Source organism: Streptomyces sp. Go-475 (assembly GCF_003330845.1).
Lineage (GTDB): Bacteria > Actinomycetota > Actinomycetes > Streptomycetales > Streptomycetaceae > Streptomyces.
Genome location: NZ_CP026121.1, coordinates 3,689,709 through 3,715,538, shown reverse-complemented (window position 1 = coordinate 3,715,538; position 25,830 = coordinate 3,689,709). Strand labels below are relative to the sequence as shown.

At 72.7% G+C, this 25,830-nt stretch carries 21 protein-coding genes and 2 pseudogenes; 13 read left to right on the top strand and 10 right to left on the bottom strand.

Features of this window, described 5'->3' with window-relative positions:
• Positions 1–119: 119 nt before the first annotated feature.
• From C1703_RS16970 to C1703_RS16955, 4 genes are read right to left on the bottom strand one after another with little or no spacing between them, the layout of a single operon-like run.
• Complete coding sequence (locus tag C1703_RS16970; RefSeq protein ID WP_114253670.1) at positions 120–1,070, bottom strand: alpha/beta hydrolase; 951 nt, start codon at positions 1,068–1,070, stop codon at positions 120–122.
• 50 nt (positions 1,071–1,120) lie between these two features.
• The gene (locus C1703_RS16965; protein ID WP_114253669.1) at positions 1,121–1,894 is read right to left on the bottom strand and encodes an enoyl-CoA hydratase/isomerase family protein; all 774 of its coding nucleotides are present in this window, start codon (positions 1,892–1,894) and stop codon (positions 1,121–1,123) included.
• The gene (locus tag C1703_RS16960; RefSeq protein WP_114253668.1) at positions 1,891–2,304 is read right to left on the bottom strand and encodes an OB-fold domain-containing protein; all 414 of its coding nucleotides are present in this window, start codon (positions 2,302–2,304) and stop codon (positions 1,891–1,893) included. The genes C1703_RS16965 and C1703_RS16960 overlap by 4 nt, the downstream gene beginning before the upstream one ends.
• 1 nt (position 2,305) lies before the next feature.
• The gene (locus C1703_RS16955; protein ID WP_114253667.1) at positions 2,306–3,469 is read right to left on the bottom strand and encodes a lipid-transfer protein; all 1,164 of its coding nucleotides are present in this window, start codon (positions 3,467–3,469) and stop codon (positions 2,306–2,308) included.
• 97 nt (positions 3,470–3,566) lie between these two features.
• On the opposite strand from C1703_RS16955, the gene C1703_RS16950 reads away from it, so the two are divergent.
• On the top strand, positions 3,567–5,174 hold the full coding sequence (locus C1703_RS16950) for a FadD3 family acyl-CoA ligase (protein WP_114253666.1): 1,608 nt from the start codon (positions 3,567–3,569) through the stop codon (positions 5,172–5,174).
• Here C1703_RS16950 and C1703_RS16945 read toward each other — a convergent pair.
• Positions 5,164–6,087, bottom strand: coding sequence for an SMP-30/gluconolactonase/LRE family protein (locus C1703_RS16945; RefSeq protein ID WP_114253665.1), 924 nt, complete (start codon positions 6,085–6,087; stop codon positions 5,164–5,166). The genes C1703_RS16950 and C1703_RS16945 overlap by 11 nt on opposite strands.
• Before the next feature lie 329 nt (positions 6,088–6,416).
• Between C1703_RS16945 and C1703_RS16940 the strand changes: the two are divergent.
• Positions 6,417–6,812: pseudogene (locus C1703_RS16940) on the top strand (hypothetical protein).
• A 100-nt stretch (positions 6,813–6,912) separates the two neighbouring features.
• On the opposite strand, the gene C1703_RS16935 reads toward C1703_RS16940, so the two are convergent.
• The gene (locus C1703_RS16935; RefSeq protein WP_114253664.1) at positions 6,913–7,098 is read right to left on the bottom strand and encodes a hypothetical protein; all 186 of its coding nucleotides are present in this window, start codon (positions 7,096–7,098) and stop codon (positions 6,913–6,915) included.
• 213 nt (positions 7,099–7,311) lie between these two features.
• The gene (locus C1703_RS16930) at positions 7,312–10,293 is read right to left on the bottom strand and encodes a BTAD domain-containing putative transcriptional regulator (RefSeq protein WP_114253663.1); all 2,982 of its coding nucleotides are present in this window, start codon (positions 10,291–10,293) and stop codon (positions 7,312–7,314) included.
• Between the two features lie 227 nt (positions 10,294–10,520).
• Between C1703_RS16930 and C1703_RS16925 the strand changes: the two genes are divergently transcribed.
• From C1703_RS16925 to C1703_RS16900, 6 genes are all read left to right on the top strand, one after another.
• Complete coding sequence (locus C1703_RS16925; RefSeq protein ID WP_114253662.1) at positions 10,521–11,765, top strand: amidohydrolase family protein; 1,245 nt, start codon at positions 10,521–10,523, stop codon at positions 11,763–11,765.
• A 14-nt stretch (positions 11,766–11,779) separates the two neighbouring features.
• Positions 11,780–12,682 carry an LLM class F420-dependent oxidoreductase gene (locus C1703_RS16920; protein WP_114257463.1) on the top strand — a complete coding sequence of 301 codons (903 nt, stop codon included), beginning with the start codon at positions 11,780–11,782 and terminating at the stop codon, positions 12,680–12,682.
• Between the two features lie 9 nt (positions 12,683–12,691).
• Entirely contained in the window at positions 12,692–13,462 is a 771-nt protein-coding gene (locus C1703_RS16915; RefSeq protein WP_114253661.1) for a glucose 1-dehydrogenase, read from the top strand.
• A gap of 98 nt (positions 13,463–13,560) precedes the next feature.
• Entirely contained in the window at positions 13,561–14,679 is a 1,119-nt protein-coding gene (locus C1703_RS16910) for an LLM class flavin-dependent oxidoreductase (RefSeq protein WP_198678193.1), read from the top strand.
• Positions 14,680–14,763: 84 nt separating this feature from the next.
• A complete protein-coding gene (locus C1703_RS16905; RefSeq protein ID WP_114253660.1) occupies positions 14,764–16,503 on the top strand; it encodes a D-aminoacylase in 1,740 nt (579 codons plus the stop codon).
• The gene (locus C1703_RS16900; RefSeq protein WP_114253659.1) at positions 16,500–17,951 is read left to right on the top strand and encodes an aldehyde dehydrogenase family protein; all 1,452 of its coding nucleotides are present in this window, start codon (positions 16,500–16,502) and stop codon (positions 17,949–17,951) included. Before C1703_RS16905 ends, C1703_RS16900 begins: the two co-directional genes overlap by 4 nt.
• Positions 17,952–17,987: 36 nt before the next feature.
• Here the strand turns inward: C1703_RS16900 and C1703_RS16895 are convergent, their stop codons facing one another.
• Positions 17,988–18,197 (bottom strand): hypothetical protein, encoded by a 210-nt coding sequence (locus tag C1703_RS16895; protein ID WP_114253658.1) that lies wholly within the window; start codon positions 18,195–18,197, stop codon positions 17,988–17,990.
• 162 nt (positions 18,198–18,359) lie between these two features.
• Here C1703_RS16895 and C1703_RS16890 point away from each other — a divergent pair, with 162 nt between their 5' ends.
• Entirely contained in the window at positions 18,360–21,080 is a 2,721-nt protein-coding gene (locus C1703_RS16890; protein WP_114253657.1) for a helix-turn-helix transcriptional regulator, read from the top strand.
• A gap of 10 nt (positions 21,081–21,090) precedes the next feature.
• Here C1703_RS16890 and C1703_RS16885 read toward each other — a convergent pair.
• Positions 21,091–21,485 (bottom strand): annotated as a pseudogene (locus C1703_RS16885) (nitroreductase/quinone reductase family protein).
• A 102-nt stretch (positions 21,486–21,587) separates the two neighbouring features.
• Between C1703_RS16885 and C1703_RS16880 the strand changes: the two are divergent.
• Positions 21,588–22,415: an endonuclease/exonuclease/phosphatase family protein gene (locus C1703_RS16880; RefSeq protein WP_114257461.1), complete on the top strand. Its 828-nt coding sequence runs from the start codon at positions 21,588–21,590 to the stop codon at positions 22,413–22,415.
• A gap of 43 nt (positions 22,416–22,458) precedes the next feature.
• Complete coding sequence (locus tag C1703_RS39725) at positions 22,459–22,971, top strand: hypothetical protein (RefSeq protein WP_232840507.1); 513 nt, start codon at positions 22,459–22,461, stop codon at positions 22,969–22,971.
• Positions 22,972–22,981: 10 nt separating this feature from the next.
• Here the strand turns inward: C1703_RS39725 and C1703_RS16870 are convergent, their stop codons facing one another.
• On the bottom strand, positions 22,982–24,496 hold the full coding sequence (locus C1703_RS16870) for a CehA/McbA family metallohydrolase (protein ID WP_114253656.1): 1,515 nt from the start codon (positions 24,494–24,496) through the stop codon (positions 22,982–22,984).
• Between the two features lie 208 nt (positions 24,497–24,704).
• On the opposite strand from C1703_RS16870, the gene C1703_RS16865 reads away from it, so the two are divergent.
• Positions 24,705–25,559, top strand: coding sequence for an LLM class F420-dependent oxidoreductase (locus C1703_RS16865; protein WP_114253655.1), 855 nt, complete (start codon positions 24,705–24,707; stop codon positions 25,557–25,559).
• A 39-nt stretch (positions 25,560–25,598) separates the two neighbouring features.
• Positions 25,599–25,805: a hypothetical protein gene (locus tag C1703_RS16860; RefSeq protein ID WP_114253654.1), complete on the top strand. Its 207-nt coding sequence runs from the start codon at positions 25,599–25,601 to the stop codon at positions 25,803–25,805.
• The last annotated feature ends 25 nt before the right edge of the window (positions 25,806–25,830 follow it).

Sequence of the window (25,830 nt, the reverse complement as noted above, 5' to 3'; positions counted from 1 at the left end):
GTCGCACGGCGTACGGAAGGGGCTCCGGACGGCGGCCGCCGCTTGGGGGAGCGGTCCGTTCACCGCTCTCACCCAAGACGCTGCGCCGGGTGCGCGCCGGTCGCCAGGGCGGCCGTACGTCAGTCCCGCAGCTCCCCGAGGAAGCCGAGCAGTGCCTCGTTCACCTCGTCGGGCCGCTCCTGCTGCGTCCAGTGGCCGCAGCCCGGCAGCACGAGCGGCTTCCGGCGCAGGTTCGGCATCAACTCGGGCAGCTTCTCGATCAGTTCGGGCGTGCCGGGGAAGGCGGGTACGAGGTCCCGGTCGCCGTACACGTACAGCGCGGGCGGGGACACCACCGCGCCCTGCCAGGGGGCGGTCAGCGCCCAGTTGCGGTCCAGGTTGCGGTACCAGTTGAGGGCGCCGGTGAAGCCCGGCGCGAAGCTCTCGGTGAGCCGGTCGAGGTCCTCCTCGGTGAGCCACGCGGGCAGCACCTCGGGGTCCGGCGCGTCCGCGAGCCAGCCGCGCTCCAGGTCGGCCAGGGCCTGCTCGGGGCGCCCGGCGCCCGGGGCGTCACCGGAGGCGGAGTACAGCAGCTTGCGCAGGGTGGTGCGGGTGTCGGCCTCGAACTCGGCCTCGGCGACGCCCGGCTGCTCGAAGTAGTTCCAGTAGAAGCGCCCCCCGAACCGCTCCCGCATGGTCTCCAGCGGCGGCCGACCGCCCCGGAACGGCGGTGGCACGCTCAGCCCGGCCACCCCGCGCACCACGTCCGGCCGCAGCAGCGCGGTGTGCCAGGCCACCGGCGCTCCCCAGTCGTGCCCGACGACGAACGCCCGCTCCTCGCCCAGCGCGTGGATCAGCCCGACCACGTCCCCCACCAGGTGGAGGATGCTGTAGTCGGCCACGTCCTCCGGGTGATCGCTGCCGCCGTAGCCGCGCTGGTCCGGCGCGACCACCCGGAAGCCGGCCTCGGCCAGCGGTCCGAACTGGTGCCGCCAGGAGTGCCAGGACTCCGGGAAGCCGTGCAGCAGCACCACGAGCGGGCCCTCGCCCTGCTCCGCGATGTGCAGCTGAATGCCGTTCACGTCGATCATCCGATGCTCAACCACGCGTCGAGCATACGCGTGTAGACGGAAACCATTCCCTAACGCAACCGGTACTCCCGCCGACGCCCCGCGAACAGCCGGGCCTGTTCCCCCGCTTGCGCGTTCCCGAGCGCGATGAGATGCGGCGCCTGCGCGACCCCCTGGGCCCGCCCCGCCTCGCTCGCGGCCCACAGCGCCCGCACGGTTCCCTGCACGGCCTCAGTCGGATACCCGGCGACGACGGCGGCGCAGGCGGTCGCCGCCGCCAGGGCCTCGCCCTCCGCGACGAGTTCCGACACCAGCCCCACCTCGTACGCCCGGCGCGCCGAGATCCGCTCCGCCGTCCCCAGCAACGCCATCCGCGCGACCTCCCCGTACGGCATGCGCTGCGCCATGAGGACGGACTCGTAGGCGCTGACCATGCCGTAGGTGGTGTGCGGGTCGAAGAAGGAGGCGGTGGTGTCGGCGACGACGAACTCCGCCTCGCCGAGCAGGTAGAAGGCGCCCCCGCAGGCCATCCCGCGCACGGCGGCCACGACCGGCTTCCACAGGTCGTTCGCCTTGGGCCCGACACCGAGCAGCGGATCGTCCTGCGCGTAGGGCGAGTTCGGCTGCGGCACGACCGCGTCCCGGTCGATGCCCGTGCAGAAGGCACGCTCGCCGGCCCCGGTCAGGACGATGGCCCGCACGGAGTCGTCGAACCGCAACCGCCGCCACACCACGGCGAGTTCGCGGGCCATGGCCAGGTCGACGGCGTTGTGCCGCTCGGGCCGGTTCAGGGTGACGACGGCGACCCCGCTGTCCTCGTCGGACGTGACGAGCACACCGCTCATGACCGCTCCAGGACCCACCGGGGGAGACCGTCGTCGAAGACGACCCGCACCCGGGCGCCGATCCGCAGCCGGTCGGCGGGCAGGGAGCCGATCGCCGCGCCCGGCTCCGCGACCAGATTGCCGACGAGCCGGATGCGCGGCGCCTCGTCCAGCTCGACGACGACCACGTTGTAGGGCGCCAGCGCCGCGTAGTCGGGCAGCAGCGGCGGATGGGCGACCACGTACGACCAGACACGGCCCTGGCCGGACACGCGGCGCCAGTCCGTCGCGAACGACTGGCAGTGCGGGCAGCAGGGACGGGGCGGGAAGCGGAGCTCGCCGCAGTCGGCGCAGGCCTGGACGCGCAGCTCGCCCTGTTCCGCGTACGTCCAGAAGGGGGCGCCGTCGGGGTCGGTGACGGGTCGCAGCATCTCAACTCCTCAGCAGCAGGGCGGAGGTCGGCACCCCTTCACCCGCGGTGACGAGGCAGGTGGAGGCGCCCGGCACCTGCGCGGTGCTGGTGCCGCGCAGCTGCTTCACCCCTTCGGTGATCAGGTTGAAGCCGTGGACGTACGCCTCGGACAGGCCGCCCCCGCCGGTGTTCAGGGGCAGCGGTCCGCCGGTCTCCAGGGCCCCGCCCTCGGTGAACGCCCCGCCCTCGCCGCGCCCGCAGAAGCCGTAGCCCTCCAGGGAGAGGAGCACCAGGGGCGTGAAGGCGTCGTAGATCTGGGCGACGTCCACGTCCTCGGGGGTCAGGTCGGCGTGCTTCCACAGGTGCCGGGCGGCGCTCCAGGCCGGGCCGGTGAGGGGGTCGTCGTTCCAGTAGTTGACCATGCCGTGGTGCTGGGCGGGCAGCGACTGGGCGGCGGAGTGGACGTAGACGGGCCGGTTCCGGCAGTCGCGGGCGCGCTCGGCGGAGACGACGACACAGGCCAGCGCCCCGTCCGTCTCCAGGCAGTTGTCGAAGAGGCAGAGCGGCTCGCTGATCCAGCGGGACGTCATGTACATCTCGCGGGTCAGGGGCCGGTCGTACATGATGGCGGCAGGGTTCTGGTTGGCGCGGTTGCGGCAGGCCAGGGCGACGTTGAAGAGGTGGTCGCGGGTGGCGCCGTACTCGTGCAGATAGCGGCGGGCGAGCATGGCGATCTCGTCGACGGGCCGGAGCAGCCCGAACGGCCGGGTCCACTGGGCCGGGGTCGGGAGCTGGACCGCCGTGTTGGTCCACGGCCGGGGCCCGCTGCCCCGCTTGCGCGACCGCCAGGCCACCCCGACGCTCGCCTGCCCACTGGCGATCGCCCCGGCGAGATGGGCGACCGTCGCGCACGAACCCCCGCCACCGAAGCCGACCTTGCTGAAGAACGTGAGGTCGCCGAAGCCGCAGGACTTCGCCAGCTCCACCTCGTCGGTCTCCTCCATGGTGTAGGAGGCGAGGGCGTCGACCTCGCCGGGCGCGATCCCGGCGTCGTCGAGGGCGGCCAGCACGGCACGGCAGGCGAGGGTGCGCTCGTCCTCGGGGAGCCGCTTGGCGAAGGGCGTCTGGCCGATGCCGACGATGGCGGTGGCGTCCTTGAGGCCTGCCGATCCTGCTGCTGCCATGCTGCGCGCACCTCCGGCCCGAGCGGTCGCTGACATGTCGTCAGATTACCGTTAATCTGACGGGCAGTCAGGTCCTAGGGTCGTCGGGAGGCTTGCCATGCGAGCGGACACGGAGTGGGGAAGCGTTCCGGGCCTGGTCAGGGCGGCGGCCGAGCGGTACGCGGACGTCGAGGCGGTCGTCGAGGGCCGTACCCGGATCACCTACGCGGAACTGGGCGCACGCGTGGACCGCGCCGCGGCGGCCTGCCTGGCGAACGGGCTCGCACGGGGCGACCGGGTCGCCATCTGGGCGCCCAACACGCTCGACTGGATCGTCGCGGCCCTCGGAGCGGTCTCGGCGGGCGGCGTCCTGGTCCCCCTCAACACCCGCTTCAAGGGCACGGAGGCGGCGGACGTCCTGCGCCGCAGCGGGGCCCGGCTGCTGTTCGTGACGGGCACCTTCCTCGGCACCTCGTACGTGGCCTCCCTGCGCAGGGCGGCCGGGCACGGCCCGGGCGACGGCCCGCTGCCCGGCCTCCCGGCCCTGGAGCACGTGGTGGTCCTCTCGGAGGACGCCCCGGCCGCCTTCCTCACCTGGAAGGACTTCCTGGCGAGCGGGGAGGCGGTGGGACCGGCGGCGCTCCGCCGCCGAGCCGACGCCGTCGACGGCTCCCACCCCTCGGACATCATCTTCACCTCGGGCACCACGGGCCGCCCCAAGGGCGCGGTCATCACCCACGCGCAGACGCTGCGCGCCTACGGCATCTGGAGCGAACTGGCGGGCCTGACCCGGGGCGACCGCTACCTGATCGTCAACCCCTTCTTCCACACCTTCGGCTACAAGGCCGGGGTCATCGCCTGCCTGACGCGGGGCGCGACGATGATCCCCCGGCCGGTGTTCGACGTGGCCACGGTCCTGGCCAGCATCGCCGCGGAACGCGTCTCCGTCCTCCCCGGCCCCCCGACCCTCCTCCAGTCCCTCCTCGACCACCCGGCCCGCGACGCCCACGACCTCTCGGCGCTCCGCCTGGTGGTGACCGGAGCGGCGGTGGTGCCCCTGCGACTCGTCGAGCGGCTGCGCGGGGAACTCGGCATCGACACTGTCCTCACCGCCTACGGCCTCTCCGAAGCCGGCGGCGTCGTCACGATGTGCCGGCGCGGCGACGACCCGACGGTGATCGCGTCGACGTCGGGCCGGGCGATCCCCGGCACGGAGGTGAGGGTCGTGGACGCCCAGGGGCGGCCCCTGGGGTCCGGGGCGCCGGGCGAGGTCCTGGTCCGCGGCTTCAACGTCATGACCGGCTACTACGAGGACGAGGCGGCCACCGCCGAGGTGCTGTCGGCGGACGGCTGGCTGCGCACGGGCGACGTCGGCGTCCTGGACGCCGACGGCAACCTGCGGATCACCGACCGTCTCAAGGACATGTTCATCGTCGGCGGCTTCAACGCCTACCCCGCCGAGATAGAGCAGCTCCTGGGCCTCCACCCGGACGTGGCGGACGTCGCGGTGATCGGCGTACCGGACGCCCGGCTGGGCGAGGTGGGCCGGGCGTACGTCGTACGGCGGCCCGGGGCGCTCGTCACCGCCGACGACCTGATCGCCTGGTCCCGCCGGGAGATGGCGAACTACAAGGTGCCGCGCACGGTGGAGTTCGTGGCGGAACTGCCGCGCAACGCGAGCGGGAAGGTCGTGAAGGGGGCGCTGCGCGAGAGGGTCACCGGCTGACCGGCAGGGCCGGTGTCCCGGTCACCGACATCATCAGCGAGTAGAGCGTGGTGTCGGCGGCGATGAACATGCGGTTGCGCCGGGCGCCACCGAAGCGGATGTTGGCGACGACGCCGGGGACCAGGACGCGGCCCAGGAGCGTGCCGTCGGGGTCGTAGCAGTGCACCCCGCCGTCCAGGGCGGCGGCCCAGAGGCGGCCCGCGTCGTCGAACCGGATGTTGTCGAAGTTCCCCTTCGCGCACTCGGCGAAGACCTCGCCGCCGTCGAGCGTGCCGTCGTCGCGGACGTCGAAGACGCGGATGTGGTTGGCCGTGCTGTCGGAGACGTACAGCCGGCTCTCGTCGGGGGAGAAGACCAGGCCGTTGGGGCCCTGGAAGCCGTCGGCCACCAGCCGCACCGCACCGCTCACCGGGTCGATCCGGTACACGTTCCGGGCGCCGATCTCGCTCTCCCCGCGGTGCCCCTCGTAGTCGGTGGCGATGCCGAACTCCGGGTCGGAGAACCACACCGAGCCGTCCGAGCGCACCACCGCGTCGTTCGGGCTGTTGAGCCGCTTGCCCTCGAACCGCTCCGCGAGCACCGTGACCGAACCGTCGTGCTCGGTCCGGGTCACCCGCCGGTTGCCCTGCTCGCAGGTGATGAGACGGCCCTGCCCGTCCAGGGTGTTGCCGTTCGGGAACCCCGCGGGCGAGCGGAACACCCCGACGGCGCCGGTCGTCTCGTCCCAGCGCAGCAGCCGGTCGTTGGGGATGTCGCTCCACAGCAGATACCGCCCGGCGGGCACGTACACGGGCCCCTCGGCCCACCGGCAGCCCTCGAAGAGGGTCTCCAGCGTCGAGTCCCCGGCCTGGCATCGGCCGGTGCGGAACCGCTCGTCGAGCGTCTCGTACGTCTGGGGTTGCTCACCGGGCATGCTGCCACCTTCACGATCGAGCCGACAGGTGATCTTTTCCGACCCACTATGGCGTGCCGTGAGCCGCCGCGCACGCTGTCGGGCCGAAGCCGTCGTCCGTCCCTGCGCTCGGCCTCGGCCGACGCGAGCTCGTCGTCGGTGACGGGGCCGTGCTCCTCCTCCAGCCACGCCACCAGCTCGCCCAGCCGGTCCTGGTCCCGCTGACGCTCTATGGCCCGCGTGACATAGGCACTGAAGCCGCCGGACCCGACCTCCTGCCGGATCTCCTCGGCGAGCTAGTTCGAGCGCCACTTCACGGAGCAGGGTGAGCATTGCCGGAAGGCGAGCTGATGTTGCCGTCCTGCTATGTGCTGGATTGTGAGGCGCTCTCGCGGGCCGTGCTGGGGGACCGGGTGATGCTGGCGCGGCTCAAGGACGCCCATCGCTCGGGCATTCGCGTCGTGACCAGCTCCATGACGCTGATCGAGGCGTACCACGGTCGGGTACGGCGTGCCGCTTGAGCGTGGGCGATGTCGCGGGTCGTGGTCGAACCCGTGACGCGGGACGTCGCCGACGCCACCGTCACCCTGCTCCAGGACACGGGCCTGCACGGCCACAAGCACGCGATCGACGCCGCCCTGGCCGTGATCGCCGGTCGGCAGCCCGGGGGCGTGGTGTTCTTCACGTCCGACGAGGACGGCATGGGAAAGCTCTGCGGGCCGGGCGTCAGGGTCGTTCCGCTGTAGCGGAGCGATCCCGCGTCCGGACGCGCGTCGGCCGCGACGGCTCCCCCTCCGCGCCGCCGCGGCCGATGCTCCCCCGAAGTCCCCCGTCGGATCAGGTCCGTCAGGCCTTCTCGTCCGAGATGTGGGTGTCCAGCGGGGTGGCGGTGCCGCCGGAGATGTGGGTGTCGAGAGGCTTGATGTCGCCCGTGTCCAGCTCCCCGGAGGAGATGTGCGTGTCCTGGGGCTTGATGTCCCCGTCTTCCCCACCGGAGATGTGCGTGTCCTCGGGCTTGACCTTGTCGCTCATGGAATGGATCTCTCTCTGTGACATGGGCCGGTTGCCGCTTCACAGGACGCCCGTCCGGCAACTCCCCCGTGGGTTGCCGAACGAGCGTCCGAAGGCCGGTACACCGTACGTGTACGGCCGTTGACCAAACCGTCTGCCCCCCGACGCGACGGGTTGGTGGCAACAGAGTGCCCGGCGGCGATAAACGAACGATGAACGCCCACTCCGGCGCGTTCAGGGGGCCACGGGGCTGAGCAGCGCGCGCACCTCGGACGCCTCCGCGGAGCCCAGGTTGTCGTAGATCGTCAGGGCTTCCTGCCAGCAGGCACGGGCGCGGTCGGGCTGGCCGAGTTCCAGCAGGGCCTTGCCCAGCACGGTGAGGACCGTCCCACGACGCCACTCCCCGCCGATGCCGCGCAGGGCGATGGCCTGCTCCGCGTGGGCGGCCGCGAGCGGCGGACGGCCCGCCGCGAGGTGCACCTCCGCGATACGGAAGTGTGTCACGCCCTCCCAGAGCGGCTGGCGGTTCTCACGGAAGACGGCCAGCGCCGCGCTGAGTTGTTCCAGCGCCTCGCCGTACCGGCCCGCGACGGTCAGCGCGAGCCCGAGGGCGTACCGTCCGTTTGCCAGACGCAGGGCCGCTCCCAGGCCGTCGTAGATCTCGATGCCCTGCTCCACGAGCGAGATGGCCGTGCTCGTCTTGCCCAGGGCCAGATGCACACGGGAGAGGTTGCACAGTGCGCTGGCCTCTCCGGGGGCGTTCCGGTCATCGCGGAAGTTGTCCAGGGCGATGCTCAGGTAGGTCTCGGCGGCCTCCAGTTCGTTCTTGTAGAAGGCGATGACGCCGCGTTCCAGGGGGGCGTTGCACATGGACCACGGGTCCTCGGCCGATTCCAGGGTCATCGCCTTGCTCGCCTCGACAGCCGCTTCGTCGAAGCGCCCGGCGCGCACGTGCACCTGCGCCAGGGTGGTGCGCGCCTGCGCCTCGACATGAGCGTCGCCCAGTTGCTGGGCCGCCCGGCACAGTGCGGTGGCGGCCCGCTCGTAGAAGAGCGAGCTGGCGCCGGACTCGGAAAGGTCCTTCGCCACGAGGAGAAGGCCGGCCGCCCGCCGGAGCGTGGGTGCGAGCAGCGACTGCACGACACAGGCCAGCAGGCACTCGGCCTCGGCGAAGAGCCAGTCGAGGGCCGCCTCCCTGCTGCCGAAGGACAGGCCCTGGTGCGTCGTCGGGGCGAGATGGTCCACCAGTCGGTCGCCCGGCCGTTCGATCGCGTACACGGCCGCCGCCGAGGCCAGGTAGAAGTCCAGCAGGCGGGAGACCGCCGCCCCCCGCTCGCTCGGCGGCATCTCGTCGCGTTCCGCGCACGCACGCGCGTAGAGCCGTACGAGGTCGTGGAAGCGGTAGCGGCCGGGGGCCGCCGACTCCAGGAGGGAGGTGTCGACGAGGGACTCCAGCAGGTCCTCCGTCTCCTCCACGGGCAGGTCCAGGACGGCGGCCGCCGCCGCGAGGGAGATGTCCGGGCCGTCGGCCAGGCCCAGCAGGCGGAAGGCGCGGGCCTGGGCGGGCTCCAGCTGGCCGTAGCCCAGCTCGAAGGTGGCCTTCACCGCGAGGTCGCCGGCCTGGAGTTCGTCCAGGCGGCGGCGTTCGTCGGCGAGTTTCGCCGCCAGGACCGACACCGTCCAGGTGCGCCGGGCCGCCAGGCGGGAGGCGGCGATGCGGATCGCCAGCGGCAGGAAGCCGCAGGCCGCGACCACGTCCAGGGCGGCCTTCCGCTCGGACGCCACCCGCTCCTCGCCGACGATCTTCGTGAACAGCGCCAGCGCCTCGTCCGGGGACATCACGTCCAGGTCGACCAGGTGGGCGCCCGCCAGGTCCACCATCCGCACCCGGGAGGTGACCAGGGCGGCGCAGCCGTCCGTGCCGGGCAGCAGGGGGCGGACCTGGGCGGCGTCGCGGGCGTTGTCCAGCAGGACCAGGACGCGGCGGCCGGCCAGCACCGAGCGGTACAGCGCCGCGCGCTCCTCCAGGGAGTCGGGGATGGCCGAGTCGGCGGTGCCGAGGGCGCGCAGGAACGAGCCGAGGACCGTCTCCGGTTCCGCCGCGCGGGCGCCCGCGCCCTGGAGGTCGACGTACAGCTGCCCGTCCGGGAACGCCGAGCGCGCCTGGTGGGCCACGTGCACGGCGAGGGTCGTCTTGCCCACGCCGCCGATGCCCGCCAGGGCCGACACCGCCATGACCCGGCCCTCGGCGGCGGCCAGGAGGTCGCCCAGTTCGCGGACGAAGCCGGAGCGGCCGGTGAAGTCCGGCACCGTCGCGGGCAGTTGGGCCGGGCGGACCGGGACGGCGGCCGGCTCGGGGGCCGGGGAGGAGGGCTCCGCCAGGCCCGGGTCCGCCTGGAGGATCCGCTGCTGGAGTTCGCTCAGGCCGGGGCGCGGGTCGACGCCCAGTTCGTCGGCGAGCAGGCGGCGGGTGTCGGCGTACACGGCGAGGGCCTCGGCCTGGCGGCCGCTGCGGTACAGGGCCAGCATCAGCAGCTCGCGGAGCCGTTCGCGCAGCGGGTGGGCGGCGGTGAGGGCGGTGAGCTCGGAGACGGCCTCGGCGTGGCAGCCCTGCTCCAGGTCCATGTCGAGGCGCGTTTCTAGGAGTTGCAGCCGCCACTCCTCCAGGCGGACGCGCTGCGCCTCCGCGTACGGGCCGGGGACGCCCGCCAGGGTCTCCCCGTCCCACAGGGCGAGGGCGCGCCGCAGCACCTCGCGGGCGTGGCAGAGGTCGCCGGCCGACCGGGCCTTCTCCGCCTCGGTCGCCAGGTCCTGGGCGACGGCCAGGTCCAGGGCGCCCTCGGCGAGGTCCCGCACCGCGTATCCGCCGGACTCGCTGACCAGGACGCCCGGGTCGAGCACCTTGCGCAGCCGGGAGGCGTACGTCCGCAGCGCCGCCAGGGCCTGCGAGGGCGGTTCCTCGCCCCACAGGGCGTCGATCAGCTCCGCCGCCGTCGCCGTGCGGCCCTCGCGCAGCAGCAGGGCGGCGAGCAGGGCGCGTTGCTGGGGGGACCCGGTGTTGATCGGCTCGTCGCCGCGCCAGGCGCGCACCGGGCCGAGCACGCCGAAGCGCAGTGCCGTGAACCCCGCCGGTCCTGCGGAATCCGGCGATCCCGCCGGGAAGCCGGTACGCCGCTGCTCCGGTACGCGCGGCACACCGTCCGGTACACCGTCCATGCAGTCCCCCTAGGCATCCTGAGCAACCAGGCCAGTTTGCCTTGTGTGCGGCGGATACGTCAGCCGTGGGAGACACCGATCACAGGCCGACGCACGGGAGTCCACGAGGTCTGCACACTCTCTCCGCAGGGACCCGGGGCGGGCCGCTCCGACCAGGCCATCGTGGCCGGAACCGGACCGCGTACACATAGCTGACGATCCGTCAGATCGGCGCTACCGTGAGCGCCATGGACACCCACGCGAGCACGTTTCCGCTGATCATCTCCGTGGACGACCACACCGTGGAGCCCGCGACCGTCTGGCAGGACCGGCTCCCGGCGAAGTACCGGGGCGCCGGCCCCCGGATCGTGCGGGCGCCCGTGAAGGAGATGACCTTCCTCGGCGGCCGCTTCAAGCCCGTCATGGGCGAACCCGGCGACGACGGTCCCGTCGGGGACTGGTGGGTCTACGAGGAGCTGCGCCGGCCCTTGACCCGGCTCGACACCGCCGTCGGCTGTGACCGGGACGAGATCAGGCTGGAGGTCATCACCTACGAGCAGATGCGGCCCGGCTCCTACGACGTCACCGCGCGCCTCGCCGACATGGACGTCAACCACGTCCAGTCCGCCCTCTGCTTCCCGACCTTCCCGCGCTTCTGCGGCCAGACCTTCACCGAGGCCGAGGACCACGAGCTGGGCCTCCTGTGCGTCCGCGCCTACAACGACTGGATGGTGGAGGAGTGGTGCGGCCCCGACGCGCGGGGCCGGCTCATCCCGCTCACCCTCATCCCCCTGTGGGACGCCGAGCTGGCCGCCGCCGAGGTCCGGCGCAACGCCGCCCGCGGTGTCCGTGCCGTCGCCTTCTCCGAGATACCGCCCTACCTCGGCCTGCCCTCCGTCCACACCGACGACTGGGACCCCTTCCTCGCCGCGTGCGACGAGACCGGCACCGTCGTCGCCATGCACATCGGCTCCTCCAGCCGCATGCCCTCCACCTCAGCGGACGCCCCGCCCGCCGTCGGCTCCACCATCACCTACGCCAACTGCTGCTTCTCGATGGTCGACTGGCTGATGAGCGGCAAGTTCGAGCAGTTCCCGAACCTCAAGGTCATGTACGCCGAGGGGCAGATCGGCTGGATCCCCTACATCCTGGAGCGGGCCGACGTGGTGTGGGAGGAGAACCGGGGCTGGGGCGGCGTCGCCGACAAGGTGCGCCGGCCGCCGTCCGAACTGTTCGCCGAGCACGTCTACGGCTGCTTCTTCGACGACGCCTTCGGGCTGCGCAACCTCGACTCCATCGGCGTCGGCAACGTCCTCTACGAGACCGACTACCCCCACTCCGACTCCACCTGGCCCAAGTCACGCGAGGTCGGCGAGGCACAGATGGGGCACCTGGAGCCGGACGTGGTGGAGCGGATCGTGCGCGGTAACGCCATCGACCTGCTGGGCCTCACGGACGAGGGGCTCTGGCCCGGCCCCGGCGGTGCGCGGTGAGCCTGCTGTACGGGATGCAGCTGCCCGTCCAGTCGCAGAGCACCCTCTACGCCGAGCCCTGGGAGGCGGCGGCGGGCCCCGAGGACCTCCTCGACATCGCCAGCACCGCCGACCGGGCCGGTTTCGCCTACCTGGCGAGCTGCGACCACGTCGGCATCCCGCGCCGGCTGGCCGCCGCCATGAGCACGGTCTGGTACGACCCGGTCGCCACGCTCTCCTTCCTCGCCGCCGCCACCGCCCGCGTCCGGCTGCTCAGCCATGTCGCGGTCGTCGGACTGCGGCACCCGCTGCTCACCGCCAAGCAGTACGCCACCCTCGACCACCTCAGCGGCGGCCGGCTCGTCCTCGGGGTGGGCGCCGGACACGTCCGGGAGGAGTTCGAGGCCCTGGGCGTGGACTTCCGGCAGCGCGGGCCGGTGCTCGACGAGTGCCTCGACGCCCTGCGCGCCGCTCTCGGACCGGACGAGTTCCCCGAGCACCACGGCAAGCGGTACGACTTCGAGGGCCTCGGGCAGCGGCCCCGCCCCGCGCAGGAACGCGTACCCCTGTGGGTCGGCGGCTCCTCGCCCGCCGCCGTACGCCGGGCCGCGCTCAAGGGCGACGGCTGGCTCCCGCAGGGGGACCCCAGGGACCGGCTGCCCGCGCAGCTCGCGCGGATCCGGGAGCTGCGCGAACGGGCGGAGGCGCGGGGGCCGTTCACCGTGGGCGCGATCACCGAGCCGCTGTACGTCGGCACCCCCGGCTGGGACGTGGGCCGCCGCACCCTCACCGGCCGTCCGCGGGTGCTCGCCGAGTCGCTGCGGGCGTACCGGGCGATGGGCGTGGACCAGATCCAGGTGCGTTTCCGCAGCCGGAGCCGTGCCGAACTCACCGACCAGATCGCGGCGTTCGGCGCCGAGGTCGCCCCCGAGCTGTGAGGGAGAGCCATGGGCAAGCTCGACGGACGGGTCGTCATCATCACCGGCGCCGCCCGCGGCCAGGGCGAGCAGGAGGCCCGGCTGTTCGCGGCCGAGGGCGCCCGGGTGGTCGTCGCCGACGTCCTCGACGACTGCGGCGAGGCCCTCGCCAAGGAGATCGGCGCGCGGTACGTCCATCTCGACGTCGGCCGGGAGGACGACTGGCAGGCTGCTGTCGCCGCGACCAAGGACGCCTACGGCCGCCTGGACGGGCTCGTCAACAACGCCGGCATCCTGCGCTTCAACTCCCTCCTCGACACGCCCCTCGACGAGTTCATGCAGGTCGTCCAGGTCAACCAGGTGGGCTGCTTCCTGGGCATCCGTACGGTCGCCCCGCAGATGGCCGACGGAGGCACGATCGTCAACACCGCGTCCTGCACCGGCCTGACCGGGATGGCGGGGGTGGGTTCCTACGCGGCGACCAAGCACGCCGTGCTCGGGCTGACCCGGGTCGCCGCCCTGGAACTGGCCGGGCGGGGGATACGCGTGAACGCCGTCTGCCCGGGGGCCGTCGACACGGCGATGTCCAACCCGGCGCGGCTCGACCCGGACGCCGATCCGGAGGAGAGCGCGAAGGGCCTCGACCGGCTGTACCGCAAGCTGGTGCCGCTGGGGCGGGTCGGGCAGCCGGAGGAGGTGGCCAGGCTCGCGCTGTTCCTCACGTCGGAGGACTCGTCGTACATCACGGGGCAGCCGTTCGTGATCGACGGGGGGTGGCTGGCGGGCGTCAGCGTTATCTGACGGCTCGTCAGCTATTGACGCTCATGAGGGCCGGTGGAACAGTCGGAGCCATGCATCTGACGAACCGTCAGATAAGACCCGTGGGGCGGTGAACCTCCTTGGAATTCGGCATCTTCGTACAGGGATACGTCGGCAAACGGGCCGAGACCGACCCGCTCGCCGAGCACAAGGCGCTGATGGAGGAGACCGAGTACGTCATCCAGGCGGACAGGTCCGGCTTCAAGTACGCCTGGGCGTCCGAGCACCACTTCCTGGACGAGTACTCGCACCTCTCCGCCAACGACGTCTTCCTCGGCTACCTGGCCCACGCCACCGAGCGGATCCACCTCGGCTCGGGGATCTTCAACCCGCTGGCCCAGGTCAACCACCCCGTGAAGGTCGCCGAGAAGGTCGCCATGCTCGACCACCTCAGCGGCAACCGCTTCGAGTTCGGCAGCGGGCGGGGCGCCGGCTCGCACGAGATCCTCGGGTTCCTGCCGGGCATCACCGACATGAACCACACCAAGGAGATCTGGGAAGAGACCATCGCCGAGTTCCCCAAGATGTGGCTCCAGGACGAGTACGAGGGCTTCCAGGGCAAGCACTGGTCGCTGCCGCCGCGGAAGGTCCTGCCGAAGCCGTACGGTCCGGCGCACCCGGCCATGTGGTACGCGGCCGGTTCGCCCCCCTCCTACGCCATGGCCGCGAGGAAGGGGCTCGGCGTGCTGGGCTTCAGCGTGCAGAAGGTCTCCGACATGGAGTGGGTGCTGGAGCAGTACAAGACGGCGATCGTGGACGCGGAGCCGGTCGGGGCGTTCGTCAACGACAACGTGATGGTGACGACCACGGCGATCTGCGCGCCGACGCATGAGGAGGCCGTGCGGATCGCCGCGAACGGGGGGCTGCACTATCTGCCCTCGCTGGTGTTCCGGTACCACGACACGTTTCCTCGGCCCGAGGGGTTCCCGGTGTGGCCGGAGACGCTGCCGGAGTACACCGAGGAGTTCGTGGAGGTGCTCATCGAGGAGGAGCTGCTGATCTGCGGGGATCCCGATGAGGTGCTGCGGCAGTGCGAGCGGTGGGAGCAGGCCGGGGCGGATCAGTTGAGCTTCGGGTTGCCGGTGGGGGTGCCGAAGGAGGAGACGCTGCAGACGATACGGCTGGTCGGGGAGCACGTGATTCCCAAGATCGACACGGATCCCGTGCATCGGACTTCGCGGTTCCGGGGGATCGGCTGAGCGTCGTCGGCGGGTGCGGGTGCGTCGTGGCTTGTCGCGCAGTTCCCCGCGCCCCTAGGTACCAGTCCCACCGCCCACCAGGAGGTGCGCCCAGTGCTCGATCACGTCATCAAAGGTGCGACGGTCGTCGACGGGACCGGTGCCGCCGGCCGGACCGCCGACGTCGGTATCCGTGACGGTCGGATCGCCGTCATCGGCACTGTCACCCAGGAATCCCGCACCACCGAGGACGCCTCCGGTCTCGTCCTCACGCCCGGCTTCGTCGACCCGCACACCCACTACGACGCCCAGCTCTTCTGGGATGCGTACGCCACGCCCTCCCTCAACCACGGGGTCACCACCGTCGTCGGCGGGAACTGCGGGTTCACGCTCGCGCCGTTGCACCCGGAGCGGCCCGAGGACGCCGACTACACGCGGCGGATGATGTCGAAGGTCGAGGGCATGGCGCTGGTGGCGCTGGAGCAGGGGGCGCCCTGGAACTGGCACTCCTTCGGGGAGTACCTGGACGCCCTGGAGGGGCGGATCGCCGTCAACGCCGGGTTCATGGTGGGGCACTGCGCGCTGCGGCGGTACGTGATGGGGCCGCAGGCCGTGGGCGGGCAGCCGTCCCAGGAGCAGCTCGACGCCATGGTGCGGCTGCTGCGGGAGGCCATGGACGCCGGGGCCTGGGGGCTGTCCACCACCCAGTCGAGGAGCCACTCGGACGGGGACGGCGAGCCCGTCGCCTCGCGGCACGCCCGGCCCGCCGAACTGCTCGCGCTGTCCCGGGCCGTCGGGGAGCACGAGGGCACGCAGATCGAGGCGATCGTCGCGGGCTGCCTCGACCAGTTCAGCGACGCCGAGATCGACCTGTTCGTGGAGATGAGCGCGGCGGCGGGGCGGCCGCTGAACTGGAACGTGCTGACCATCGACGCGGCGGTGCCCGAGCGCGTGCCCCGGCAACTGCTGGCGAGCGAGCGGGCGAGGAAGGCGGGCGGCCGGGTCGTCGCCCTCACCATGCCGATCCTCACGCCCATGAACATGTCCCTGGGCACGTTCTGCGCGCTCAACCTCATCCCCGGGTGGGGGCCGGTCCTCGGGCTGCCCGTCCCCGAGCGGATCGAGAAGCTGCGCGACCCGGACGTCCGGGCCGAGATGCTGAGGCGCGCCGACTCCAAGGAGGCGGGCGTCTTCCGCAGGCTCGCCGACTTCGGCCGGTACGTCATCGGCGACACCTACAGCGAGGCCAACGCCGGGCTGACCGGGCGCGTGGTGCGGGACATCGCCGAGGAGCGCGGCCAGGAGCCGTTCGCGTGCCTGGTGGAGATCTGCGCGAACGACGGGCTGCGCACGGTGCTGTGGCCGATGCCGCCCGACAACGACCCGGCGTCCTGGGCGCTGCGGGCGGAGACCTGGCAGCACGAGGACGTGCTGCTCGGCGGGTCCGACGCGGGCGCCCACCTGGACCGCATGTGCGGGGCGCCGTACACCACCCGGTTCCTCGGGGACTGCCTGCGCGGGCGGAAGCTGGTCGGTCTGGAACGGGCCGTGCGGATGCTGACCGACGACCCGGCCCGGCTCTTCGGGCTGCGCGAGCGGGGGCGGATCAGGGAGGGCTGGCACGCCGACCTCGTCCTCTTCGACCCGGAGCGGATCGACGCGGGCCCGGCCACCCTGGTGCACGACCTGCCCGGCGACAGCCCGCGGCTGGACTCCCGGGCGCTCGGCGTGCGGGCCGTCTGGGTCAACGGCGTCGAGACGATCCGGGACGACGTGGTGACGGGTGCCGTGCCGGGCCGGGTGCTGCGCTCGGGGCGCGACACGGAGACGGTGAGCACGAGGTGACGGCACGGCAGCCGCTGTTCGTCGGCGGCTCCTGGACGGAGCCGGACGGCGGGCACTACGAGGTGATCGACCCGGCGACCGAGCAGACCGTCGGATGGGCGCCGGAGGCCTCCCGGGACCAGGTGATCGCGGCCTGTGCCGCGGCCCGGGAGGCCTTCGGGCCGTGGTCGCGGACGCCTCCGGAGGAGCGGGCGGCGCTGCTGAGCCGGGCCGCGGGCGTCATCCGGGAGAACCTGGTGCCGTACGCGGAGCTGGCCCGGGCCGAGACCGGCGCGACCACGGGCACCGCACGCGGCCTGCAGGTCGGCGTCGCCGCCGCCCGTTTCCGCCGCTACGCGCGCGTGGAGCCCGCCGAGTGGGCGATCCCGCCGCAGATCAACGAGGCCGGGCCGATGGGGAAGGCGGGCGTGATGGGCGCGCTGGCCGTCCGCCAGCCCGTCGGGGTCGTCGCCTGCGTCACCTCGTACAACAACCCCTGGGCCAACCCGGCCGGCAAGATCGCCCCCGCCCTGGCGATGGGCAACACGGTCGTGGTGAAGCCGGCGCCCCAGGATCCGCTGTCGGTCTACCGGATGGCGGAGGCGCTTGAGGCGGCGGGCGTGCCGCCGGGCGTGGTGAACGTGGTGTCCGGCCGGTCGACCGGCGTCGGCGAGGCGGCCGTCGCGTCCCCGGACGTCGACATGGTCAGCTTCACCGGCTCCACCGCGGTCGGGCGGCGGATCGCCGAGGTGTGCGGTCGCGGTATGAAACGCCAGTTGATGGAGCTGGGCGGGAAGGGCGCGGCGGTCGTCTTCGACGACACCGACCTCGGCTCGGCCGTGGCCGGGATCGGGACCACGTTCTCCTTCTACAGCGGCCAGATCTGCACGGCCCCCACGCGGGTACTGGCCCAGCGCGGGATCTACGACCGGCTGGTCGATCAACTGGCGGCCTACGCGAGCCGGTTGAAGGTCGGCGACCCGCGGGAGCCGGACACGGTCGTCGGGCCGGTGATCTCGGCGGCGCACCGGGACCGGGTGGAGTCGTACGTCGAAGTGGGCCGCGAGGAAGGCGCGGTGGTGGTCACCGGCGGCGAGCGCCCGGACCTGCCGACCGGCTTCTACGTCGCCCCCACCCTCCTCGCCGACTGCACCAACGCCATGCGCGTGGCCCGCGAGGAGATCTTCGGGCCGGTGGTGGTCGTCATCCCCTTCGACGACGAGGAGGAGGGCATCGCGCTCGCCAACGACACCGACTACGGCCTGATCGACTACGTCTGGTCGGACGACGTGGCCCGCGCCTTCCGGGTGGCACGGCGGCTGCGGGCCGGGGGCGTCGGCATCAACACCGTGGGCCGCAACATGGAGGCCCCCTTCGGCGGATTCAAGCAGAGCGGCGTCGGCCGGGACGTCGGCTCGTACGCGCTGCACGCCTACAGCGAGGTGCAGGCGATCGTCTGGCCGGGGTGACGAGCGGCTCGCACTGCGGATCGGCATCGCCCCGTGTCAGCTCAGCAGCCCGGCCACCGTGGTGACCAGGACCGCGATCAACGTGAGGGTGGCTCCGAAGGCGACGCCCGCGCGGATGAGGGCGCCGGCCGCCGTCGCGCCGTCCGCCCGCGCGAGGAAGGCGGTCACCGCGCCGGTGAGGGCGGCGATGATCACGGCCGTGATCACGGCCAGGACCGTCAGGGTGGCCAGGAACGCGAGAGGCATCAGGATCTCCTAGGTCAGCTTGCTTCCGCCTGTGCCGCAGACTCTGGCGATTCCTGTGTTCGCCATGGTTCACCTGGACGAGAATGAACAACGCTGAACGGTGGGCGGACTGGCCGAGGCGGGGGAGCAGGGGTGGAAGGCGATCCGGCGCACTCCGGGAACATGGCGAAAGTGCGGGAGCGGCTCAGGGACCTGCGCGGGCGCGCCGGGCTCACGATCGACCAGCTGCGAGCACGTACCGGGCTCGGACGCACCACGATCAGCCAGGCCTTCAACAACCACCCGAAAGACCCCACGTGGACCACGGTTGCCGCACTCGCCCGGCACATGGGAGCCGATACCGCCGATGTGGACGAGCTTCGCGCACTGTGGACAGCGGCCAAGCCTCCGGCGGCCTCCGGCGGACGGCGCGCGGACCGGGCTCGCGTGAAGACCGATGAGCCGTGCGTCGCCGACGTGGACCCGCAAGCTCTCGAAGTGCACCGAGCCGTGCTGGCGGCTCCCGACCCCGGCGGTTACCCCTTCCTCACCCCCTACATGCCCAGAGCGCACGATGCCGAACTGCGCACGTACCTCACGCCGGCCCTGGCGGGCAGGGAATCGGTGCTGCTGATGCTCACGGGCGACTCGGCCACCGGTAAGACCCGGGCGTTGTTCGAGGCGTTGGGCGAGCTCGCTCCCCATCACCGGCTTCTGCGCCCGTCGACCTCCGGTGAACTGCTGCGCCTTCTGCTGGAAGGGAACTTCGAGCCGAGGACGGTCCTCTGGCTCAACGAGGCCCAGCGGTTCTTCTACGGCCACGACGCGGAGCAGGCGGCGGCCGAGCTGCGCCGGTTACTGGTTGCGACCCGCGGACTCACCGCCGTGGGCACCCTGTGGACCGATCCGTACTGGGAGGAACTGACGCGCCCCGGCCGTGCCGGAGATCCGCACGGCCAGGTCCGGGGACTGCTCGACTGCGCCGCATGCCGCCGGGTCATGGTGCCCGACCACTTCTCGGCTGCCGAACTGCGGGAATGGCGCACCGTGGCACAAGTCGCCGAAGCCGGTGGGGACCGTCGGCCCGCCGACGCGCTGCGCGCGGGGGTGGCGGACGGCCGGGTCGTGCAGCACCTCAGCGGAGGCCCTGCCCTTCTCGCCGCCTACCGATGCGGACCCGGGAGCCACTTCAGCCACGTGGAACACGCCGTGCTCACAGCTGCCCTCGACGCACGGCACCTGGGTCACCGTCGTCCCCTTCCTGCCGGACTCCTCGCGGACGCCGCCGACGGCGCGCTGCACCCGCGGCGCCGACCCGATGGTGCGGGCTGGGCCGACGCCGTCCTGAAGGCCCTGAGCACGGGGGAACGGGATGACGGGCGGCGCACCGACATACGGCACACCTTGACCGCGATGCACACACCACTCACCCGGTCCGGCAGCGATGCCGTGTACGAACCGGCCGACTACCTCGTCCAGCACGTCCGCGTCGAGCCCGCCGACCGGCCCGGGACGCCCTCCCTGTGGCGCGCCATGCTGGACCACACCGCGGACGCGGACGACCTCATGGATCTCGGCTGGTCCGCCTTCCAGCGCGGGTACCTGACGCAGGCGGCCCGCCTGTGGCACAAGGCCGTCGCCGTCGGTCACCCGACGTGTGCCAGTTTTCTGGCCGACCTGCTGGACGACGACAACGACCCGCGAGGCACGGGCCGCCTGTGGGTCGCCCACCACGCCCCTTTGCACGATCCGGACGGTGTGCGGCTCCTCCTCGACGCGCTCCACGGGGCAGAGCAGTGTGCGGCGGTCGACGCGCTGATGCGGCGGGAGCCCGAGATCCACGTCGACTGCGATGACGCCGAGGCGGTCGCCTACTTGCTGGAGAGGTTGCGGACGGCAGGACTTCAGGGTGCCGCCGTGCTGCTGGCCGCACGCGCCGTGGAAACGTCGGACGCCACCGATGCCGGTCCCTGCGCCGACCTGTTGGCGTCTCTGCGCACCCTGGGGCTCGACGATGCCTACCGCGTACTCGCCGCTCGCGCCGCCCACGAAGCCGATGCGGCAGACATGGCCCTCCTTCCGGCTCTGCTGAGGGAACTGAACACCCATAGCCCGGCACACGCCGTTGTTCTGGCCGAGCGGGTGGTGGCCGAGACCGACATCAGCGACACCAACAACGTGGCGACGCTTCTCGACACGCTGCGGGAGCAGGATCTGCGCGACGCGATCACCGCACTGCTCGGCCGGGCTCCACAGACGCACGCCGACCTCGCCGACCCGGAAGCCGTGTCCTGGCTCATCCAGGCCCTTGAGGAACTCGGGCAGACGGAAGCCGTGCACGCTCTCCTCGCCCGAGACCCAGGCGCCTCCGCGGATTGCTCCGACCCGGATGCCGTCCCCTGGCTGGTGCATACCCTGCTGACCTACGACCGGCCCGAGGAGGCCGTCGCGGTGGCCGCTCGCGCGGCCGGTGAGAGCGACATCCTCCACCCCTCGCCTGTCGCGGAGCTGCTGGAGTTGCTCCATGAACTCGGCATGCGGGCCGAGGTCGCCGCGTTGCTGGACCGCGGGGTGGTGACGCACGCGGACGTCGACGACCCCGAGGGCATCGGGGAACTCCTCGTCGCCCTCGACCGTCTGGACGAGGGCGAGGCCTTGGCGTCGCTCGCGCGCCGGGCCGCCTCTGACACCGACGTCTCGGACCCGGAGGCGGTCGACGTGCTGCTGGAGCGTTTGGAGGAGGTCGGGCAGAAGGAGGCCGTCAGCACATTGCTCGGCCGTGCCCCGGACCTCGAAGAGGACGACGAAGTGCCGCCGCCCGAGGAGCCGGCGCTTCCCTGGGGCATCGCCCTCGACGGTCGACCCGCCGGCCGCTGGACCTGGGACGACATGAACCTGACCTGAGCAAAAGGATTCAGACGTCCGTCAGATCCACGCGCACCGTCAGCAGATCCGTCCCGAACGCCCGCACCCCCAGGCTGTTGACGCGGGGCAGCCGCCGCAGCCGGGCCACCGGATCGTCGTCCGGCAGCGGCCGCGCCGTCCCCTCGTGCCACCGGCCCGGATCCGCACCCGCACGCGCGGGTCCGCCTTGATGTTGCGCACGTACTGGGAGCGTTCGCCGAACTCGGACACCAGCCAGAAGGAGTCGCCGACGCGGCGGCCGCCCACCGGTGTCCGGCGGGGCAGCCCGGAGACGCGGCCCCTGGTCTCCAGGACCGTCTGGAACGGCAGGCGCCGCAGGAGCGGGTTGACGCGGCGCTGGAAGGCGGTCGTGGCGCGGAACCTCAGGTCGGTGCGGCGGGACATCGGCGGCGGCACTCCTTCACACGAGGCTCTCACGGTTTCTCCAATGGTTCCTGCTTCAATGATGCTCCCCTGACGTGGCGGGACGGGAGCGGGTGGCCGGTGGTGCGGATCGTGACCTGGAACCTGTGGTGGCGCTTCGGGCCGTGGCAGGCGCGGCAGAAGGCCATCCTCACGGCCCTGCGGGAGCTGCGCCCCGACGTCGTCGGCCTGCAGGAGGTGTGGGCCGCCGACGGGGAGAACCTCGCCGAGTGGCTCGCCGGTGAGCTGGGCCTGCACTGCGCCTGGGCCGCCTCGCACGCCCCGGAGCGCTGGCGGCGGCGGATCGGCGACCCCACCGTCGACATAGGCAACGCCGTGCTCAGCCGGTGGCCGGTCGTCGACCAGGACGTGCTGCCGCTGCCCGCCCCGGCCGACACCGACGACGGCCGGCTGGCCCTCTACGCCCGCCTGGCCGGCCCCGGCCACGACATCCCCTTCTTCACGGCCCACTTGACCTCCGCGGTGCACGCCTCGGCGGTCCGCCGCGGCCAGGTCGCCGCGCTCGCCGCGTTCATCGCCCGGCACCGGGGCGACACCCCGTTCCCCACCGTCGTCACCGGCGACCTCAACGCCTGGCCCGACTCCGACGAGGTCCGCCTCCTCGGCGGCTACAAGACCGCCCCGGCCGTGCCCGGCCAAGTGCTCCTGGACGCCTGGGAGTACGCCGACCCGGCCGCCCCCTCCGCCACCTGGGACGCGGCCAACCCGTACGTGGCGCCGACCCACGAGCCCAGCGTCCGCATCGACTACATCCACGTGGGCCCGCCCGGCCCCCACGGCCTCGGCCACGTCCGCTCGGTGCGCCGCGCCTGCGCCGGCCCGGTCGACGGCGTCTGGCCCTCCGACCACGCGGCGGTCGTCGCCGACCTGGCGGCCACGGACGGCGGCTGATCCCCGGGAGGGGTCCCGGCCGGGGCGGGGTTTCATGGCGGGCATGATGCGCAGAACGTCATCCACCGCCGTCGCCCTCCTCGCCGCCGGTGTGTTCACCGCTCTCACCTCGTGCTCCTCGGACTCTGCGGACGGCTCCGCGGCCGAGGCCCGGCCGGGCGTGTCCGGCTCCGGGTCGCCGGCGACCGGCCCCATGCCGACTCCCACCGAGACGGCCCGGCCGTCGCCCTCGCCGACCGGGCCGTGCGCCGACGGGACGTGCGAGACCGAGGTCGCCGTGGGGGACGTCGTGACGGTGCCGGCCAGGTACGGCCTCGGGCCGATCGAGGTGACGGCGATCACCGGCGACGGGGTCGAGATGGCCGCGCCGCTGACGGGGCCGGGCTACAGCGTTTCGGGCTGTTCCGGTGGCGGCGGCGTGTCGTCGGCGGGCGGCGGCGGCGTCGAACTGCGCTGCGACCGGGGAACCGTGGCGACCATCAACGACGCCATGAGCCTGGAGATCGTCGAGATCCGCGACACCGCCGCCGTCCTCCGGATCGAACCCGCCGGGTGACGTACGGGCCTCACCCCGAGCCGCGCCCCAGGAAGATCGGGTTGGTGAACGCCGCCAACGCCCCCGGCACCGGGCCCGCCGCCGCCTCGTGGCGCAGTTCCGCCCGAACGTAGGCCGCGTACGACGGCGTCGTCCGCCACTCGACGACACCCGAGCCGGACACCGGCAGCGGGGCACTGGTGTGCAGCACCCCCTGGTCGGTGACGAAGCGGACCGTGCAGCGCGGGGCGCCCGTGACCTCCAGGCGGACGGTGACAGGGGTGTCGCGGCCGACGGTGAGCCGCTCGCCGATGCCCGCGTGCTCCCCGCGCCCGCCCGACGCCCGGAACGCCAGCTCGACCCTGGCGGACTCGGCGACGTACGACCGTCCCGCCCGGATGCCCTCCTGGATGGCCCGGCGGGTCAGGTCGTCGGCGAGGACGACGGTCTGCGGGCTGCCCACCGGGTCCGGGGCGCGGTGCGCGTCGCTGCTGCCCATCGCCGGGATCCAGTCGCGCCCGTCCCGCACGGACGCCACCAGCATGCTGTCCCAGTCGGCGAGGGCCACCTCGTCGTCGGGCGTGTAGGGGCCGTTCCACACCTCGATCGCGTCGGCCTCGCCGAAGCCGAACTTCCAGTTGCAGCCGACGCAGGTGGCGTGCGGGTGGGCCGGGACGACCAGGCCGCCGGCGCGCCGGATCTGCCGGGCGAACCGGCCGAAGCGGTTGTCGCGGGCCCGGTAGCGCCAGTCGACGAAGGTGCCCGGGTCGGTGCCGAGCGCGACCACGTGACCGTTGCGGGTGGTGACCTCCTCGCCCAGCATCACCAGCAGGTCGTCCCCGGCCACGTCGGCCCAGTGGGCGTGCGCCGCGTGCGTGTTGTGCTCGGAGGAGTTGATGAAGTCCAGCCCCGCCGCCCGGGCCAGCTCGCCGATCTCGGCGGGGGTGCGGCGGCCGTCGGAGTACCAGGAGTGCAGATGGCAGTCGCCCCGGTACCAGGCACGCCCCCGGCCCCTGGCCCGCTCCGGCGGGTACACGGGCTCGACGGCCTCGCCCGGCTCGCCGTACGTCAGCGTGATCGTGATCTCGTAGGCGAGGCCCTGCGGGGCGACCGTGTACGGGCCGAGCGCGATGTGCCAGGTGCCCTCGCGCACCGGGCCCGGCAGGTAGCCGGGCGTGGCGTCGTCGGCGCGGATGAAGAACTCCGTGCGCGCCCCGCCCGACCAGCCCCGGAAGCCCCGGCCGCCCAGCTCGGTGCCGCGCTCGTCGAAGATGCCGATGTCGAGGGCGTTGCCGGTGGTGCCGGCCGGGACGGTCGGCCGGTCGTAGGTGTAGGCGACCTTGATCTCCCGGACCCCGCCCGGGACCTCGACCGGCACGTACACGAAGTCGGGCGACCCGGGCGGCAGGGTGCCGCGCACCGTTCTGCTCTCCCGGCCGCCGTCGTCCGCTGCGGCGAAACTCACGCTCCCCACGGTAAGCGCGGCGGCCGCTCCCGTCACGAACAGCGCCCGCCGTCCGAGCCCGCCGTGGTGGTCCTCGCACATGCTGCTGCTCCCAGGTGTCGTCGGTGACGTGGCACGGGCGGTGCAGGGTGGTGCGTGGGAACTCTTGTAGTCCCCCGTGAACTGGCGTGCAAGGGAAGGGAATCCGCCGACGCTGTTCCGCGGAACAGGTTGGGACGCCGGCCGGAGCATCACAGGAGTCCGACCGGTCGGTATGGACAGTCGAGTCTCCCTCGGGTACAGATGCTGCATGCGCATCGCCGTGACGATCTTCCTCACCGACGAGACGATCACTCCGACCCGGCTCGCCCGGGAGCTGGAGGAGCGCGGTCTCGCCGGGCTGTACCTGCCCGAGCACACGCACATCCCCGTCGAGCGGACCACCCCGTACCCGGCGGGCGGGGAGCTGCCGCGCGAGTACGGCCGTACGCTCGACCCGTTCGTGGCGCTCGGCCAGGCCGCCGCCGTCACCGAGCGGCTCGGGCTCGGCACGGGCATCACGCTCGTCGCCCAGCACGACCCGATCGACCTGGCCAAGCAGGTCGCGACCCTGGACCACCTCTCCGGCGGCCGCTTCACCCTCGGGGTCGGTTTCGGCTGGAACGTGGAGGAGGCCGCGGACCACGGCGTCCGGTGGCGCACCCGGCGCGAGCTGGTCCGGGACCGGATGGGGCTGATGCGGGCCCTGTGGGCGGAGGAACCCACCCCGTACGAGGGGGAGTTCGGGAGCGTACGGGCGAGCCTCGCGCACCCCAAGCCCGTGCAGCAGCCCCGCGGCCCGGTCGTCGGCCCGCGCACGCTGCTCGGCGGGGCCGCCGGGCCGAAGCTGTTCGCCGACGTCTGCGCGTACGCCGACGGCTGGCTGCCCATCGGCGGACGCGGTCTGTCCGAGTCCCTGCCGCGGCTGCGCGCCGCCTGGACCGAGGCGGGCCGCGACCCCCGGGCCCTCCAGGTCGTCCCGTACGCCGTCCACCCGACCCCGGGCAAGCTCGCCCACTACGCCGACCTCGGCATCGAGGAGGTCGTGGTGCAGCTGCCGCCGGCGGGGGAGGCGGAGGTGCTGAAGGCGCTGGACGGCCTCACGCGATATCTTCCAGGTACCTGACAACCCGGTCGGGGTGCGTGGGGGGAGCAGCACAGAGTCATGAGGATCGCCTGGTTAGCGTGGCTCGGGCGGCATTTCGCCGAGTACGGCTACAGCCAGGGCCTGTTGCGCGGCGCGATCGGCACGCTCGCGGTCCTGGTGACCGCCCTGCTGGTCTGGTTCACGCTGCAGCGCCACAGGCCCCTCGCCGTGGTCCTCAGCGGTCTCGTCTCGGCCCTGGGCATCGGATGGCTGGCCTTCCACTGACAGGGCTCGGTCCTGTTGATCAGCG